The sequence below is a fragment of the Sinorhizobium sp. KGO-5 genome, assembly GCF_036245905.1.
Lineage (GTDB): Bacteria > Pseudomonadota > Alphaproteobacteria > Rhizobiales > Rhizobiaceae > Sinorhizobium > Sinorhizobium meliloti_A.
In genome coordinates this window covers 37358-52150 of record NZ_BDIZ01000015.1, presented here as the reverse complement: position 1 = coordinate 52150, position 14793 = coordinate 37358, and the positions used below count along the sequence as shown (strand labels likewise).

Genomic DNA, 14793 nt, shown 5'->3' with positions numbered 1-14793 from the left:
GCGGCACGCGGCGGCGACCGCTGTTTTTTGGGAGGAGGAATGCATGAAACCGTTCGAATATTACGAGCCGGCAAGCCTGGCGGAGGCCAGCGATCTGCTGAGGCGGCTGGGCAAGGATGCCAGCATCATCGCGGGCGGCACCGATCTGCTGGTCGAGATGAAGGAGGAGCTTCGCAGCGTCCTTCACGTCGTCAACATCAAGAAGATCCAGAACCTGAGGGATTTTACCTATGATCCGGCCGCCGGGCTTCGCTTTGGCGCGCTGGTGACGGTCCGGGAGATAGAGACCTCGCCGCATGTCATCGGCAACTATCCGAACCTCGCCAAGGCGGTAAGCCTCCTCGGCTCGGTGCAGGTGCGCAACCGGGCGACCGTGGTCGGCAACATCTGTCGCGCCTCGCCCTCGGCGGATACGATCCCGCCCCTGATCGCCGACGGCGCCAGCCTGACCGTCTATAATGGAGGCACCGAGCGGACCGTTCTGCTGGAGGACTTCTTCACCGGTCCCGGCCGGACTGTTCTTTCGCCCGGAGATATCGTCACCGGCATATCCCTGCCGGCGCCCCGCCCGACGAGCGGCCGCGCCTACATCAAGCACGGCCGCCGCAAGGCGATGGAACTCGCGACCGTCGGCGTTGCCGTCAGTATCGAACACGCGGCCGGGCACTGCTCGGACATCCGCATCGCGCTCGGCGCCGTGGCGCCGACCGTGATCCGCGCCCGCAGGACCGAGGACCTTCTCAGGGGACGGACGATCGACGCGGCGCTGCTGGCCGAGGCTGCGGAAAGCGCAATGCAGGAAGCCACTCCCATCGGTAATGTGCGCGCAAGCGCGGCCTACCGCCGCGACATGGTCGGCGTGCTTACGCGCCGGGCGATCGGCTACGCCATGGGAGGTGCACAATGAACCGGCTCGTTTCGATGACGGTCAACGGCGAGGCCCGTGAACTCGCGGTTGCTCCCAACCGTACGCTGCTCGACGCGCTACGCAACGAAGGCAGTCTCACCGGAACCAAGAAAGGCTGCGACGTCGGAGATTGCGGTGCCTGTACGGTCATCATGGACGGAAGGCCGGTCAATGCCTGTCTGGTGCTCGCCGTCGAGGCCGAGGGGGCGGTGGTCGAAACGATCGAGGGCCTGCAGCCGGCTTACGACCGGCCGCACCTGCTGCAGCAGAAATTCATGGAGCACGGCGGTGCCCAGTGCGGCTTCTGCACGCCGGGCATCATCATGATGGCCAAGGCGCTGCTCGACGAAAACCCGGACCCGAGCGAGGACGAAATCCGCTTCGCTCTAGCCGGCAATATCTGCCGATGCACCGGCTACACCAAGATCATCGACGCTGTTCGGGCCACGGCCGAGGAACTGAGAAAGGCGGAGACACTATGAACACCTATGAAAGGATCGACAGAGACCTGTCCGACCGGGACTTCACCGTCGTGGGCAAGAGCGTCAAGCGGTCCGATACGCTGGAGAAGGTCACGGGGACGGCCAGATATGCAGGCGACGTCGCCTTGCCCGGCATGCTCCATGCCAAGATGAAGCGCAGCAACATCGCGCATGCGCGCATCAGGAGCATCGACACGAGCAAGGCGCTGGCGCTCGAGGGGGTCAAGGCGGTGCTGACGCACCGGGACGTCCCGCGCGTCCTGCATGCGGGCTCGCCGCATCCGCGCTCGGCATCCGTTACCAAGGACCAGTACATTCTCGATGACAGGGTGCGATATTGGGGCGAGGGCGTCGCCGCCGTCGCTGCCGTCAGCGAGGAAATCGCCGAGCGCGCAGTCGCGCTCATCGAGGTCGAGTACGAGCCCTTGCCTGGCCTTTTCACCATCGAAGCCGCATCGGAGCCCGGCGCTCCGCCGATCCATGAGAACGGTCTCGACCGGAACCAAGTGCTGCCGCCGGTCTTCGTCACCCGCGGCGACGTCGACAGGGGTTTCGCCGAGGCGGATCTGATCCTCGAGCGCGAATACGATCTCGGCCGCCCGACACCGGCCTATATGGAGCCCAATGTCTGTGTGAGCCAGTGGGACGGCAACGGCAAACTCACCATGTGGACCTCGACCCAGAGCGCATTCATGGTCCGCGGCACGCTTGCCGAAGTGCTCGGTGTACCGCTGAACAAGGTACGCGTTATCGTCGATCACATGGGCGGCGGCTTCGGCGCGAAGCAGGATCTTTTCCAGAACGAATTCCTCTGCGCCCTGCTTGCGCGGCAGACGGGGCGTCCGGTCAAGATGGAGTTCAGCCGCAAGGAAACCTTCCTCGGCGGCCGCTCGCGTCACCCCGGCAAGATATGGCTGAAGCAGGGCTTCACCAAAGACGGCCGGATCGTCGCACGCGAAGCCAGGGTCACCTTCAACTCCGGCGCCTACGGCTCGCACGGTCCCGGCGTCACCAATGTCGGCACTGCAGCGCTGACCTCGCTCTACCGCTGCGAGAATGTGCGGCTGGAAGGCCGCTGCATCTATACCAATTCGCCGATTGCCGGCGCCTTTCGCGGCTACGGCGTCGTTCAGACATATTATGCGCTCGACCTCATGATGGACGAGGCGGCCGAGAAGCTCGGCTTCGATCCGGCCGAGTTCAAGCTGATGAACGCCGTACGCGAGGGCGACATGGCACCCTCCGGGCACCCGATCGTCGGACATGGCCTCGGGGATTGCATCCGCCGCGTCATGCAGGAGACGAACTGGCACGACTTGCGCATGCGAGAGAAGCCGGAAGGCGTCAGGCGCCGCGGGATCGGGATCGGCTGCGAAATGCATGGATCCAGTGCCTATCCGGGTATCAAGGAACAGGGCAACGCAATCGTGAAGATGAACGAGGACGGAACGGTGACGCTGATCACCGGCACCGCTGGGCTCGGCACCGGCGCGCACACGGCGTTGTCGCAGATCGTCGCCGAGGAACTCGGCGTGCCCTTCGAAGCCGTCTCGGTCGTCCAAGGGGATACCGATATCGTCCCCTGGGATATCGGTGCCTTCGCCAGCCACACGACCTATCTCGGCGGACGGGCGGCTCAGCTCGCAGCCGCCGACGTGCGCAGACAAGTGCTCGAACACGCCGCGCCCCTGCTCAAGGCCGAGCCCGAGGATCTCGCGATCCGGGACGGTTTCGTCGTCGTCACCAACGGCTCGAACCGCAGCATCCGGCTTTGCGAGGCCGTCGGGCCGCAACGGGGAATGCCGGCGGTGCAACTGGTCGGCGTAGGCACCTACATGCCGACCAAGTCCTACTCCTTCGCCGCCCATTTCGCCGAAGTCGAGGTGGATACCGAAACCGGCGAGGTCGCCGTTATCGAGGTCGTGCCGGTACACGAGATCGGCAGGGTCATCCATCCGATCGCCGCGGCCGGACAGATCGAGGGCGGCATTCAGCAGGGCATCGGCCACACCCTCAGCGAGGATTATGTCATCGACCTTACCGATGGCCGTTCCCTCAATCCCAGCTTCGTCGATTACAAGATGCCCTTGTCGATGGACATGCCGTCGATCCGCACCATCATCCTCGAGACGGCGCCGGATCCCGGCGGTCCCTACGGTGCCAAGGGCGTCGGGGAGGATCCGATCATCGCGATCGGACCGGCCATCGCCAACGCTATCTACGACGCCATCGGCGTCCGCTTCCACCACTATCCGATTACGCCGGAGCAAGTGTTGAACGCCCTCAAGTCCAAAGTCAACGAAACGAGGCAGTGATGCAGACCAACCATCTTCAGGACAGCAAAATTCCCGTCACCATCCTGACCGGCTTCCTCGGTGCCGGAAAGACAACGCTTTTGAACCACATATTGACGGAACGACACGGTCACCGCATCGCGGTGATCGAAAACGAATTCGGCGAGGTGGATGTGGACTCGGATCTCGTGCTCGCCTCCGAGGAAGAGATCTACCAGATGAAGAACGGCTGCATTTGCTGCTTCGTCGATGTGCGCAACGATTTGATAGAGGTGCTGCAGAAGCTGCTTGCCCGAAAGGACAAGTTCGACCACATCCTGGTCGAGACCAGCGGGCTTGCCGATCCGACCCCCGTCGCGACGGCTTTCTTCATCGATGATGAAATCGGCAAGCACGTAACGCTGGACGGCATCGTGACGCTGGTCGATGCCAAGCACATAGGGCAGCATATCGACGATCCCGTCCTGGACGGACGCGACAACCAGGCCGTCGACCAGATCGTCGCCGCCGACCGCATCATCATCAACAAGATCGACCTCGTATCGGAAGGAGAGATCGCTCCGCTCGAGCGCGGCATGCGCAAGCTCAACCAGACCGCCGAAATCGTACGCTCGAGCTACGGCAAGGTGGAGCTGTCGAGCATTCTCGGCATTTCAGGCTTCGCGCCGTCCTACGTCGCCGAACGTGCCAAGCTGCTCGACCTCGATCACCATCACCACCACGATCATCACCACCATAACCATCATCTGCATGACGCGACGGTCAGCTCGGAATCCTTCGTCTTCGACCGGCCTTTCGACCAGCGCCGCCTGACGGACTATCTCTCGGGCCTGCTTCGGGAGGAAGGCGACGACATCTTCCGGACCAAAGGCATCATAGCGATTGCCGACGATCCTCGCTTCTTCGTGCTGCAGGCGGTGCACAAGCTGATGGACTTCCGTCCGGACCATGTCTGGGGGAAGGACATGCCTTACACGAAGCTGGTCTTCATCGGCCGCAACCTCGACCGGGCGGCGCTGGAAAAAGGACTGGAGCTTTGCCTTGCCTCGGCGGGCAGTACGGATAATTGATCCGGGGGAATGACGCCAATCCGCCGAGGCCGGGAGGCTTCGGCGGATTTGTCATGTTTGAGCGGGAACAGCGGATCCCACTTGCCGCAGCCCGGCCGGAAAAGGCGAGGGCGGAAGGGGGCATCCTCACCCGCCGTTGATTGCATAAAACCGCACCGCCCCCGGAGATGGCCGGGGGCGGTGCATGCCGTGCATTCGCTTGCGGGTGCGCCTAGCCGGGATGCCGCATGGCGCCCTCACCAACCAAATCCGGCTGCACCTCCTCGCGCGGAGGAACGCCGTTGAAGAGCAGATTGAGCAGCACCGCCGAGAAGGTTCCGACGAGAACGCCGCTGTGGAAGAACCGGTCGATGAACTCCGGCAGCTGGGCGAAGATCTTGTCGGCGACCACCGGGATCATCGCGAGGCCGACGCTGACGGCGACGATGTAGAGGTTGCGGCGGTTGTCCACGAAGTTGACCCGGGCGAGAATCTTGACGCCCGTCGCCGAGACCATGCCGAACATCACGATCGCGGCGCCCCCGACGACATAGCTCGGTATCGACGCGGTGATGAATGCGATCTTCGGCAGGCAGCCGAGAAGGATCAGCACCACGCCGCCCGCGGCAACCGCCCAGCGGCTCATCACACCGGTGATCTGGAGCAGGCCCACATTCTGGGCATATGTGGTGTATGTGAAGGTGTTGAATATCCCGCCGATAATGTTGCCGAGACCATCCGTGCGCAGCCCGCGCGCCAGGTCGGCTTCGCTGATCGTGCGGCCTGCCATGTCGCCGACGGCGAGGATCTGGCCGGTCGCTTCGATCATCATGACGATCATGACGGTGCAGAGCGCAACCGTCGCCCACAGGTCGAATATCGGCATGCCGAAGGCGAACGGCGTCACGACCGTGATCCAGCTCGCATCGGCGACCCCTTGGAAATCCACCTTTCCGAAAGCGACAGCGATGGCAAATCCGATCCCTATGCCGAACAGGACCGCCAGGTTCGCGAGAAATCCCTTGAGAAAGCGGGTCATCAGGAGAATGGAAACCAGCACGATGGCAGCGACCGCAAGAGCGAAGGGCTGACCGTAGGCCGGATTGGGAATGAGCCCGTCCGGGCCTTTTATCATGGGTTGACCACCCGCCGCCCAGTTTACTCCGACCCGCATCAGGGACAGGCCGATGACCAGCATCACCGTTCCGGTGACCACCGCCGGGAAGAAGCGAACCCAGCGGCTGAAATAGGGGGCGGCCAGAAGCGTGAACACGCCGGATGCGATGACCGCACCGAGAACGCCGGGCATTCCGAGGTCCGGATCCGTGCCCGTGGCGATGATCGGGGGAACCGCGGTAAAGCCGATGCCCATCATGATCGGCAGACGCGCGCCGACGTTCCAGATGCCGAGACACTGGATGAGGGTGACGATGCCGCAGCAGAAAAGATCCGCGCTGATCAGCATGGCGATCTGATCCTTGGAGAGATTCAGCGCGCTGCCGATGATCAGGGGAACCGCGATGGCACCGGCATACATCACCAGGACATGCTGCAGGCCGAGCGCCGCCAGTTTCGGCGCGGGAAACATTTCTTCGATAGCATCGCACTTCGAGTCCGTATTCATTTCGCTCCTCCCATTATTTTTCCAAGAGCCTAGCGCCGAACCCCGACCCTCCTCCGGCCGGCGAACGGGCGGTATTCCTCACCTCATCTTCACCTCGATATCTTCACGTGGGCGGGAAGGGACGGCAGCGCGCCGCCCGCTCCAGCGATGTGCGAGCCCGGTATCGATATCGAACAGATCAAGGACGCGTGCCACGGTATGATTGACCATCTCGTCCAGCGTCTGCGGACGGGCATAGAAGGCCGGGACGGGGGGACAGATGATCGCCCCCGCCTCCGTCGCCTGGGCCATCGAACGAATATGGCCGATGTGCAATGGCGTTTCGCGCAGCATGAGAACCAGCCGACGGCGTTCCTTCAGCGTTACATCCGCCGCCCGGGACAGTAAGCCGGAAGTTACGCCGGTCGCGATTTCCGAGAGGGTCTTGATCGAGCAGGGTGCAACGATCATCCCCAGCGTGCGGAAAGAACCGCTGGAGCACGAGGCGCCGATGTCCTTGTTGGAATGGACGCAGCAGGCGAGGGCTTCGACGTCGGCGACCTTGAAGTCCGTTTCCATCGCCAGCGTGATCTGGGCGGCACGGCTCATCACGAGGTGCGTCTCGATGTCCAGATCCCGCAGGATCTCCAGGAGCCGGATGCCGTATATCACGCCGGAGGCGCCGCTGATGCCGACGATGATCCGCTTTCTCTGTTCCCGGTCCGCCTTCATCGCTTTCACCTCCAAGCGTCGCCATTTTCTCTAAGGACGGCCGAATTTCGCGAGAATCGCCGAAGCGCGGTCGAAGGCAGCCTCGTCGATCCTGGCGAGCACGCCGTGAAAATCAGGCCCGCGGGTCGCGTCGAGGCCCATGCGGGACGTCGTACCGATACCGGATGCCGAAGGGTCGAGCGCGTTCCCGGGCAGCCCTTCGATGATGACGACATCCTTGTGCGGCTGGAAATGGGCAGACATGGCCCAAAGGACGTCGGAATCCCGCGTTATGTCCACGTCGGCATCGACGGCGATCACGGTCTTCAGATAAGCATCCCAGCCGAGCAGGCCGAGCATGATCTGGCGGGCCTCGCCGGGTCTCGTCTGGTTGAGGGCGACATAGGCGTGAAAATGCGTGCCGGATGCCGGATAGTGGACCGCCGTCACGCTCGGGAAGCGTTGCTTCAGCTTTTCCACCATCTCCGCCTCGCGCGGAACACGGCCGAGATTGAGATGTTCGGACGAGTTGCCGCCGGCGACGCTGACAAGGATCGCGTCCTTGCGGCGCAGCAACGTCTCGACGCGAAACAGATTGTTCGTCGATCGGTCGGACGAGTAGCCCGTGAACTCTCCGAAGGGCCCTTCGGCAACCTGCGTTTCGGGCTCGATCACCCCTTCCAGTACGATTTCGGCATAGGCCGGAACCCGGATGCCGTATTTCGGCGTCCGTACCACTTCGAGCGGCTCGCCCATGAGGCCGCCGGCGACGTCGCGCTCGTCCTCACCGAACGCCAGGCGCGCCGAGGCTGCGATCATGAAGAGAGGGTGCGCGCCGATGACCATGGCGACCTTCAGGTTCTCGCCGCCGTCCTTGGCCAAGTTGAGCAGCCGCCACAGATGTCCGCGCGAATGCAGGCTCGTCGCCAGCTCGTTCTTCGAATGGATCATGGCGCGGTGATAGCTGAGATTGCCGGCGCCGGTTTCGGGGTGCTCGGCGATAATTATGCCGCTGGTGATGTATTTCGCTCTGTCCGTCGCGAAGTGCTTCAGCATCGGCAGCGTGCCTAGATCGATGTCGTGCTCTTCCACGCATTCGGTGACCGGTCCGCTGTCGACCAGCCGCGGCGGCAGGGCTTGCCGCGAGCGTGCCTGATAGGCTTCGTGCAGCCGGTCCTGGGAGGTCCCGAACATCCGGGCGATCCGCTCGCGCGATCCGAAGGTGTTGGCAATCACTTCGCCGCCGACGCCCTCGACGTTGCGGAAATGCAGGAGCGGCGCCCGGCCTTGCTGGTTGAGCTTCCAGATGAACGCCGATGCGTCCTGGTCGTCCGTGATACGGTCTTCGATGGTGAGTACGTCTTCGGGATACGCCTTCTGGTATTCCCGGAGAAAGTAGCGGACGTCCTGGCTGCCGAACTCCATAATACTGCCCTTCGCGGTGTCGTTACTTCACATGAGCGGGCAGCGGCCTTGGAGGGAGCCGCTGCCCTGGAGCGGGATGAGGAAAATGCGAGCGATGTTCCGCCCGAATCCCGCTCTGACTGGGGATCGACCGGGGCCGATCAGGCAGGAGTAGGCTGGCGCTCCTCTCGCCTCAGACCCGCATAGGTATCGGTCAGGCGCGCCTGAGCTTCCTCGAGATTGCGTGGCGGAGGGGTCGGGTCGATGCCGACGAGCTTGGCGATGTTGTTGCCGAGATAGCCCTCGAGATCGTCCTCGGAAAGCCCGAGGCCGTGGGGCGGTTCGTGGCAGAGAACCTCGAGCTCGCGCAGCCACATGCCGGGTTCGTTTGGCGGCGAGTCCGTACCGAAGACGATCTTGTGTTTCGGCAGCTCTTTCGCGAATTCGACGATGCGGGATTGGAAGCACCAACCGGACTCGCAGTAGACGTTGGGTGTATCCATCGCCATCCAGAAAGACTCGAACGAGTAGTTGCCCCCGGTCTGGATCCCGAAATGCCCGATGATGAAATTGACCATCGGGAACTCGCGAATGATCGGATAGAACATCGTCGGAATGGTGTAGGGCCCGTCACCGGTGTGGATGAGCACGACCACTCCGAGTTCCGCGCACTTCTTCATCGCCGGGCGAAGCCAGTCGAGGGCCCGGTCGGGCCGGTAACCATGCATGTTGGCATGCAGCTTCAGCATCTTGAAGCCGTATTCCTTGACATGGAATTCGAGCTCGGCCGCGCCGTTCTCCGGCCCCCAGCGGGGATTGTAGTTGAAGTTGCCGATGAAGCGGTCCGGGTATTTTTGGCAAAGTTCGGCGATATACGCCATGTAATCGCGGATGCCCTCGCGGCCCATGCGGTTGCCGTCGCGATAGCCTGTATTGCCGGGCGGCGGCTGGATGAAGCCCATGTCGATCCGGCGAGGTTTGCCGTTGATCATATAGGGTCCGTCCATCAGTTTCAGCATGCGCTCGCCGTTGAAGGGCGTGCCGGTGTGGCGCCATGCCTCGTCGACCAGATTGGTCGGGTGGAGGTGGGTATCGATGATCATGCTATTTCTCCGATTTCATGAAACGCGCGTGCGGAAGGCTCATGCCGGCTGAAGGCTGGCATGGGTGCCCTTGAGGCGGGCCTGTGCCTCCTCCAGGCTGCGCGGCGGCGGCGTCGGATCGAGACCGATCATCCGGGCGATGTTGTTGCCGAGGTAGTCCTCGAGCGTATCCTCGTCGAGGTTCAGCCCCTGGGGCGGCTCGTGGCACAGCACCTCGAGCAGGCGCAGCCACATTCCCGGCTCGTTCGGGGGTGTGTCGGTGCCGAACAGGATCTTGTGCTTCGGCAGTTCCTTGGCGAATTCGACGATGCGCGACTGCAGGCACCAGCCGGATTCGACATAGATGTTCGGCGCATCCATCGCCATCTGGAACGGCTCGAAGACATAGACGCCACCCGTCTGCACGCCGAAGTGCCCGAGGACGAAATTGACCGACGGAAACTCTCGAATGATCGGATAGAATTCGGTCGGGATGCTGTAGGGGCCGTCGCCGGTATGCACCTTTACGATGAGGCCGAGATCGGCGCATTTCCGCATCGCGGGTCGCAGCCAGTCGAGCGCCCGGTCGGGGCGGTAGGCGTGCATGTTCGCCTGAAGCTGCACCATCTTGAAGCCGTATTCCTTGGCGTGGTGCTCGATTTCTTCGGCGCCGTTCTGGGTGCCGTAACGGGGATTATAGACGAAACAGCCGAGGAAGCGGTCCGGATATTTCTGAACGAGCTCGACGGTGTAGGACATGTAGTCCCGGATCGCCGCCTTGCCGGTCAGATCGCCGTAGCCGTCGGTGTAAATGGTGTTGCCCTGCGGGGGCTGGATGAAAGCTTTGTCGATGCGGCGCGGCTTCCCGTTCACATAATAAGGGCCGTCCATCATCTTGAGGAGGCGCTCACCTGTAAAAGGCTCGCCATCGTGCCGCCAGGCCAGATCCACAATCTTGGTCGGGTAGCAGCTAATGTCGATAATCATCAGTCTCTCCAAAGTTGCCGTCAATCCAATTCACGGATTGTCCGTGAGCGAAGCGCCCCGGAGTTCGACGTCAACTTTGCTGAAGGCGAGGTCAGAAAGATCCGTCGGGCTGCGGTCTGCGCGATCGCATGCCAGCAATTCCCGACCGGATGTTGTATCGTGAGATACTAACGCGGCTGACCGCTTCTACTGACGTGGAGAATATTAAGACAGCTTAGGCGGAATGAAAAGTACATTTCATCAAACTGATCAATTAATAAATATTTCGAAAGAATGCATTCTGTGAGTGGTTGCTGAGCGGAGTACAAATATTGGACGACACCGCAAAAGAAAACGGAGAATTTCCCGCTGCGGCCGGGATCCTCCTCGGCCTGGGGCTCGGGGGCTTCTTCGACGGCATCGTTCTGCATCAGGTGCTGCAGTGGCATCACATGCTGAGCAGCGCAGGCTTTCCCCCCGACAGCCTCGAAAATCTGAGATTGAATACGTTCTTCGACGGCCTCTTCCATGTGGCCACATACGTCTTCGTCGTGCTGGGCCTGATCGTTCTGTGGCGCCGGGGGCGGCGGACGCCCCTGCTTTGGTCGGCAAGGCTTATTGCCGGTACCTTCCTCATCGGGTTTGGTGCCTTCAACCTGATCGAAGGCACCGTCAACCACCAGATCCTCGGCCTGCATCACGTCAACGAGACCGTGCCGCACGACCAGTGGGTCTACTGGGACACAGGCTTTCTGCTCTGGGGAGCCTCGATGCTGATTGCCGGATGGGTCCTGTACCGGTCCGGTAAACGAGAGCGTTCGAGATGACGGCTAGGGGGAACCGCCTCACAGCAGCCGGTGCCGCACCAGAATCTCCCGAATGCTTGCGTCCTGCTCCTCGCTCGGGAGCAGCGCCGGCTGGCGGGAGGCCCCGACGGAGGGATCCTGCAGGTAAAGTGAGCGCTTGACCAAGGCCGGCGGGAAGCCGAGAGCGTAAAGTTCGGTGCGGAAGGCGGTGTAGAGTGCCTGCTGGCGTTCCGCCTCGGCAATGTTCCCGTTGTTGAACGCGCTGAGAATGCCGGCGAGGACCTCCGGCATTGCATTGCCGAGGCCGGAAATGCAGCCGGCCGCACCGTTCTGCAGCGACCAGAGAACCAGATGGTCGGGCCCGGAATAGACTTCGAAGCCCGGCACGTCGCGCGCCACCTGCAGATAGGCCTCGAGCGTATCCTGTGCACCGCCGGAATCCTTGATCCCGGCGATATTGCCGTGCGAGGCAAGCTTCAGAGCCGTCTCCGGCTCGATATGGTTCTGGGTGCGGGAGGGAATGTCATAAAGATAGACGGGGGTCTCTACGGCATTGGCGACCGTCGAGAAGTGCCGGATCAGGCCGTCCTGCGTACAGGCGATGAAGAAGGGCGTGATGACGGCGATGCCGCTGACGCCGATGCGGTCGAAGGCGCGCGCGAGCTGCAGCGTCTCGAAGGTCGCGGGCATGCCGGCATTGACGATGACATCGACGCGGCCGCCGACCTCGTCGACCACTTCCTCGGTGAGCCGGATCTTCTCCTCGTGCGTGAGCGCAGTGAAATCGCCATTGGTGCCGGCGCACATGATATTGTTGCCGGCGGCGACCTGACGGCGCACCTGGGCGCGGGTCGCCTCGTAGTTGATGGTCTCGTCCTCGTTGAAGCAGGTGACGAGGGCGACGAAGGCTTTCTTGGACATCAGTGACTCCGCTTTGGGATGGGAATGTCGGCAGCCCCGGCCGGCACCGATGCGAGGTGGCCGGCCTTTGCATCCGGATCGGGATTAAGGCTGGCCGCGAGAAGGGCGCAGGTATAGGCCTGCCGCGGGGTATCGAAGACCTCGCGGACGGTGCCGAGCTCGACGACCTCTCCCTGCTGCATGACCATGACGTAATCGGCGAAATCGCGAACGACCGGCAGGTCATGGGCGATGAAGATGAAGGCGATCCCCATCTCGCGGCGCAGCCTGTCGAGAAGCTCGATCACCTGCGCCTGGACGGAGACGTCGAGCGCGGAAACGGCCTCGTCGCAGATGATCAGCTGCGGCTCGAGCGCAAGCGCCCGGGCAATGGCGATTCGCTGGCGCTGGCCGCCTGAAAACTGGTGCGGATAGCGGCTCATGTGTTCGGCCGAAAGGCCGACCTGCACCAGGAGCTCCGCCACGCGTTCACGCCATTTCGCCTTGGGCAGGATGTCCGGATGGATGACCCAGGCCTCGGAGATCAGCTGGTAGACCGTCATGCGCGGGTTGAGCGATTGGGTCGGGTCCTGGAACACCATCTGGAGGTCGCGCCTGAGCTTGTAGAGCTCAGCCGGCGAAAGCGCGAACAGGTCGCGGCCCTTCCAGAGCGCCGTGCCGCCATCCGGCTCGTCGAGACGCAAAAGGGCCCGGGCAAGCGTCGATTTGCCGGAGCCGCTTTCTCCGACGACAGCCATTGTCTCGCCGGGCATGAGATCGAAGGAGATGCCCTTCAGCGCTTCGAAGGAGCCGTAGGTCTTGCGCACGTCGCGCACGCTGAGCAGGGGTTCGGCGCGCGCGCCGGGTTCGTGCATCGCGCCCTTGCCGGGGGCGGCGGCGATGAGCTTCTGCGTGTAGGGATGCTGCGGGTTCTTGTAGATCTCGCGCACGGTTCCCGCTTCGACGATGGCGCCCTTTTCCATCACGACGACCCGGTCGGCGATCTCGGAGACGACGCCGAGATCGTGGGTGATGATGAGCACCGCCATGCCCGTTTCGCGCTGAAGCTCCTTCAGAAGCTTCAGCACTTCCGCCTGCACGGTCACGTCGAGCGCGGTGGTCGGTTCGTCGGCAATCAGGAGGTCCGGCCGGAGCGCCAGCGCCATGGCGATCATGACGCGCTGGCGCTGACCGCCGGAGAATTCGTGCGGATATTTGCGCATTGCCCGCTCGGGCTCGGGAATCCCGACGCGGCGAAGGAGCCGCAGCGCCTCTTCGCGCGCCTTGCTGCCGGCGAGCCCGTGCGTGGTCATGGCTTCCGAGATCTGCCAGCCGACGCTGTAGACCGGATTGAGATGGCTGAGCGGATCCTGAAAGATCATGGCGACCCGGCGGCCGTTGACCTCGCGCCGTTCCTCGGCAGGCATTGTCAGCAGGTCCCTGCCGTCGAGCAGGATTTCGCCGGCGCTGATGCGGCCAGGCGGCATGTCGATGAGGTTCATGATCGCCGAGGAGGAGACGGACTTGCCGGAACCGCTTTCACCGAGGATCGCGAGGGTCTCTCCCTTGTCGAGGTGATAGGAGATCGACTTCACCGCATGGACCACGCCGGTCGCGGTGTGGAACTCGACGGAGAGGTTACGGACCTCGAGCAGATGTTCAGCCATTTTTGCCGCCCTTCATTTCGAGACGCCAGCGCTGTACCGGATCGAGCGCGATCCGCATCCAGTTGGACAGCAGGTTGAGCGACATGGTGGTGAGAATGATGGCAAGGCCGGGCCAGAAGGAGAGCCACCAGGCATTGGTGAGATATTGCCGGCCCTGCGAGATCATCAGGCCCCAGGTGATTTCCGGCGGCTGAATGCCGATGCCGAGGAAGGACAGCGCGCTTTCCGCCAGCATGACATAGGCGAAATCGAGGGTGGCGAGCGTCGTCAGCGTCGGCAGCACGACCGGCAGGATGTGGCGGAAGAGGATGCGCTTGCTGGAGGCGCCCATGACCCGGGCCGCCTGCACGAACATGCGTTCGCGGATCTCCAGCACTTCGGCCCGCGTGGTGCGCAGATAGACCGGAATGCGGGTGATGGCGAGCACCAGCATGAGGTTGAGGATCGAGGAGCCGAGCACATAGAGCACGATCACCGCGATCAGCAGAGACGGGAAGGACATGATCACGTCGGCGAGACGCATGATGATCTGGCTCATGCGCGGCGAGGAAAAGCCGGCGATGAGGCCGAGAACGGTGCCGATCACCGAGGACAGGATCACGGCGCCGGCGGCGACCATCAGGGTGTTCTGGGCCGCAACGATGATGCGGGCGAAGAGCGGACGGCCGAGCGCGTCGGCGCCCATCCACCAGACCCAGGCGCGTGTCCAGTCGAATGGCGGCAGATTGCGGCCGCGCAGGTTCTGCTTCGTCGCCAGGTCGCCCAGCCAGGCCGGGCCGATGACGGCTATGACGAGGATGACGAGAAGGAAGATCGCGGCGCAAAGCGCGAACTTGTCCGCCAGCAGCATGCGCAACATGCGTATCGGAAAGGACGGCTCTGCGGCGATGACATTGTCGGTGGTTGCCAGGGTCATGGTCCG

At 62.9% G+C, this 14793-nt stretch carries 13 protein-coding genes; 5 read left to right on the top strand and 8 right to left on the bottom strand.

The window, feature by feature from the left end:
• Window positions 1-43 precede the first annotated feature (43 nt).
• The 4 genes from BHD07_RS30630 to BHD07_RS30615 are packed head-to-tail and all read left to right on the top strand — an operon-like array spanning window position 44 to window position 4753.
• Window positions 44-907: an FAD binding domain-containing protein gene (locus BHD07_RS30630; protein ID WP_324764357.1), complete on the top strand. Its 864-nt coding sequence runs from the start codon at window positions 44-46 to the stop codon at window positions 905-907.
• On the top strand, window positions 904-1389 hold the full coding sequence (locus tag BHD07_RS30625) for a (2Fe-2S)-binding protein (RefSeq protein ID WP_338284176.1): 486 nt from the start codon (window positions 904-906) through the stop codon (window positions 1387-1389). The genes BHD07_RS30630 and BHD07_RS30625 overlap by 4 nt, the downstream gene beginning before the upstream one ends.
• Complete coding sequence (locus BHD07_RS30620) at window positions 1386-3704, top strand: xanthine dehydrogenase family protein molybdopterin-binding subunit (protein WP_338284175.1); 2319 nt, start codon at window positions 1386-1388, stop codon at window positions 3702-3704. Before BHD07_RS30625 ends, BHD07_RS30620 begins: the two co-directional genes overlap by 4 nt.
• Window positions 3704-4753 (top strand): CobW family GTP-binding protein, encoded by a 1050-nt coding sequence (locus BHD07_RS30615; RefSeq protein ID WP_338284174.1) that lies wholly within the window; start codon window positions 3704-3706, stop codon window positions 4751-4753. The genes BHD07_RS30620 and BHD07_RS30615 overlap by 1 nt, the downstream gene beginning before the upstream one ends.
• 211 nt (window positions 4754-4964) lie before the next feature.
• Here the strand turns inward: BHD07_RS30615 and BHD07_RS30610 are convergent, their stop codons facing one another.
• From BHD07_RS30610 to BHD07_RS30590, 5 genes are all read right to left on the bottom strand, one after another.
• Window positions 4965-6356 (bottom strand): nucleobase:cation symporter-2 family protein, encoded by a 1392-nt coding sequence (locus BHD07_RS30610; RefSeq protein WP_338284173.1) that lies wholly within the window; start codon window positions 6354-6356, stop codon window positions 4965-4967.
• Between the two features lie 78 nt (window positions 6357-6434).
• A complete protein-coding gene (locus BHD07_RS30605; protein ID WP_324764353.1) occupies window positions 6435-7067 on the bottom strand; it encodes a UbiX family flavin prenyltransferase in 633 nt (210 codons plus the stop codon).
• Window positions 7068-7097: 30 nt separating this feature from the next.
• A complete protein-coding gene (locus BHD07_RS30600) occupies window positions 7098-8471 on the bottom strand; it encodes a UbiD family decarboxylase (protein WP_338284172.1) in 1374 nt (457 codons plus the stop codon).
• A gap of 140 nt (window positions 8472-8611) precedes the next feature.
• Window positions 8612-9553, bottom strand: coding sequence for an amidohydrolase family protein (locus BHD07_RS30595; RefSeq protein ID WP_003532048.1), 942 nt, complete (start codon window positions 9551-9553; stop codon window positions 8612-8614).
• Between the two features lie 39 nt (window positions 9554-9592).
• A complete protein-coding gene (locus tag BHD07_RS30590) occupies window positions 9593-10519 on the bottom strand; it encodes an amidohydrolase family protein (RefSeq protein WP_018095905.1) in 927 nt (308 codons plus the stop codon).
• 311 nt (window positions 10520-10830) lie between these two features.
• Here BHD07_RS30590 and BHD07_RS30585 point away from each other — a divergent pair, with 311 nt between their 5' ends.
• Window positions 10831-11325 carry a DUF2243 domain-containing protein gene (locus tag BHD07_RS30585; protein ID WP_338284171.1) on the top strand — a complete coding sequence of 165 codons (495 nt, stop codon included), beginning with the start codon at window positions 10831-10833 and terminating at the stop codon, window positions 11323-11325.
• A gap of 18 nt (window positions 11326-11343) precedes the next feature.
• On the opposite strand, the gene BHD07_RS30580 is transcribed toward BHD07_RS30585, so the two are convergent.
• From BHD07_RS30580 to BHD07_RS30570, 3 genes are read right to left on the bottom strand one after another with little or no spacing between them, the layout of a single operon-like run.
• Complete coding sequence (locus BHD07_RS30580; protein ID WP_338284170.1) at window positions 11344-12225, bottom strand: dihydrodipicolinate synthase family protein; 882 nt, start codon at window positions 12223-12225, stop codon at window positions 11344-11346.
• The gene (locus tag BHD07_RS30575; RefSeq protein ID WP_338284169.1) at window positions 12225-13871 is read right to left on the bottom strand and encodes an ABC transporter ATP-binding protein; all 1647 of its coding nucleotides are present in this window, start codon (window positions 13869-13871) and stop codon (window positions 12225-12227) included. The genes BHD07_RS30580 and BHD07_RS30575 overlap by 1 nt, the downstream gene beginning before the upstream one ends.
• Complete coding sequence (locus BHD07_RS30570) at window positions 13864-14787, bottom strand: ABC transporter permease (protein ID WP_275599620.1); 924 nt, start codon at window positions 14785-14787, stop codon at window positions 13864-13866. The genes BHD07_RS30575 and BHD07_RS30570 overlap by 8 nt, the downstream gene beginning before the upstream one ends.
• Window positions 14788-14793 lie beyond the last annotated feature (6 nt).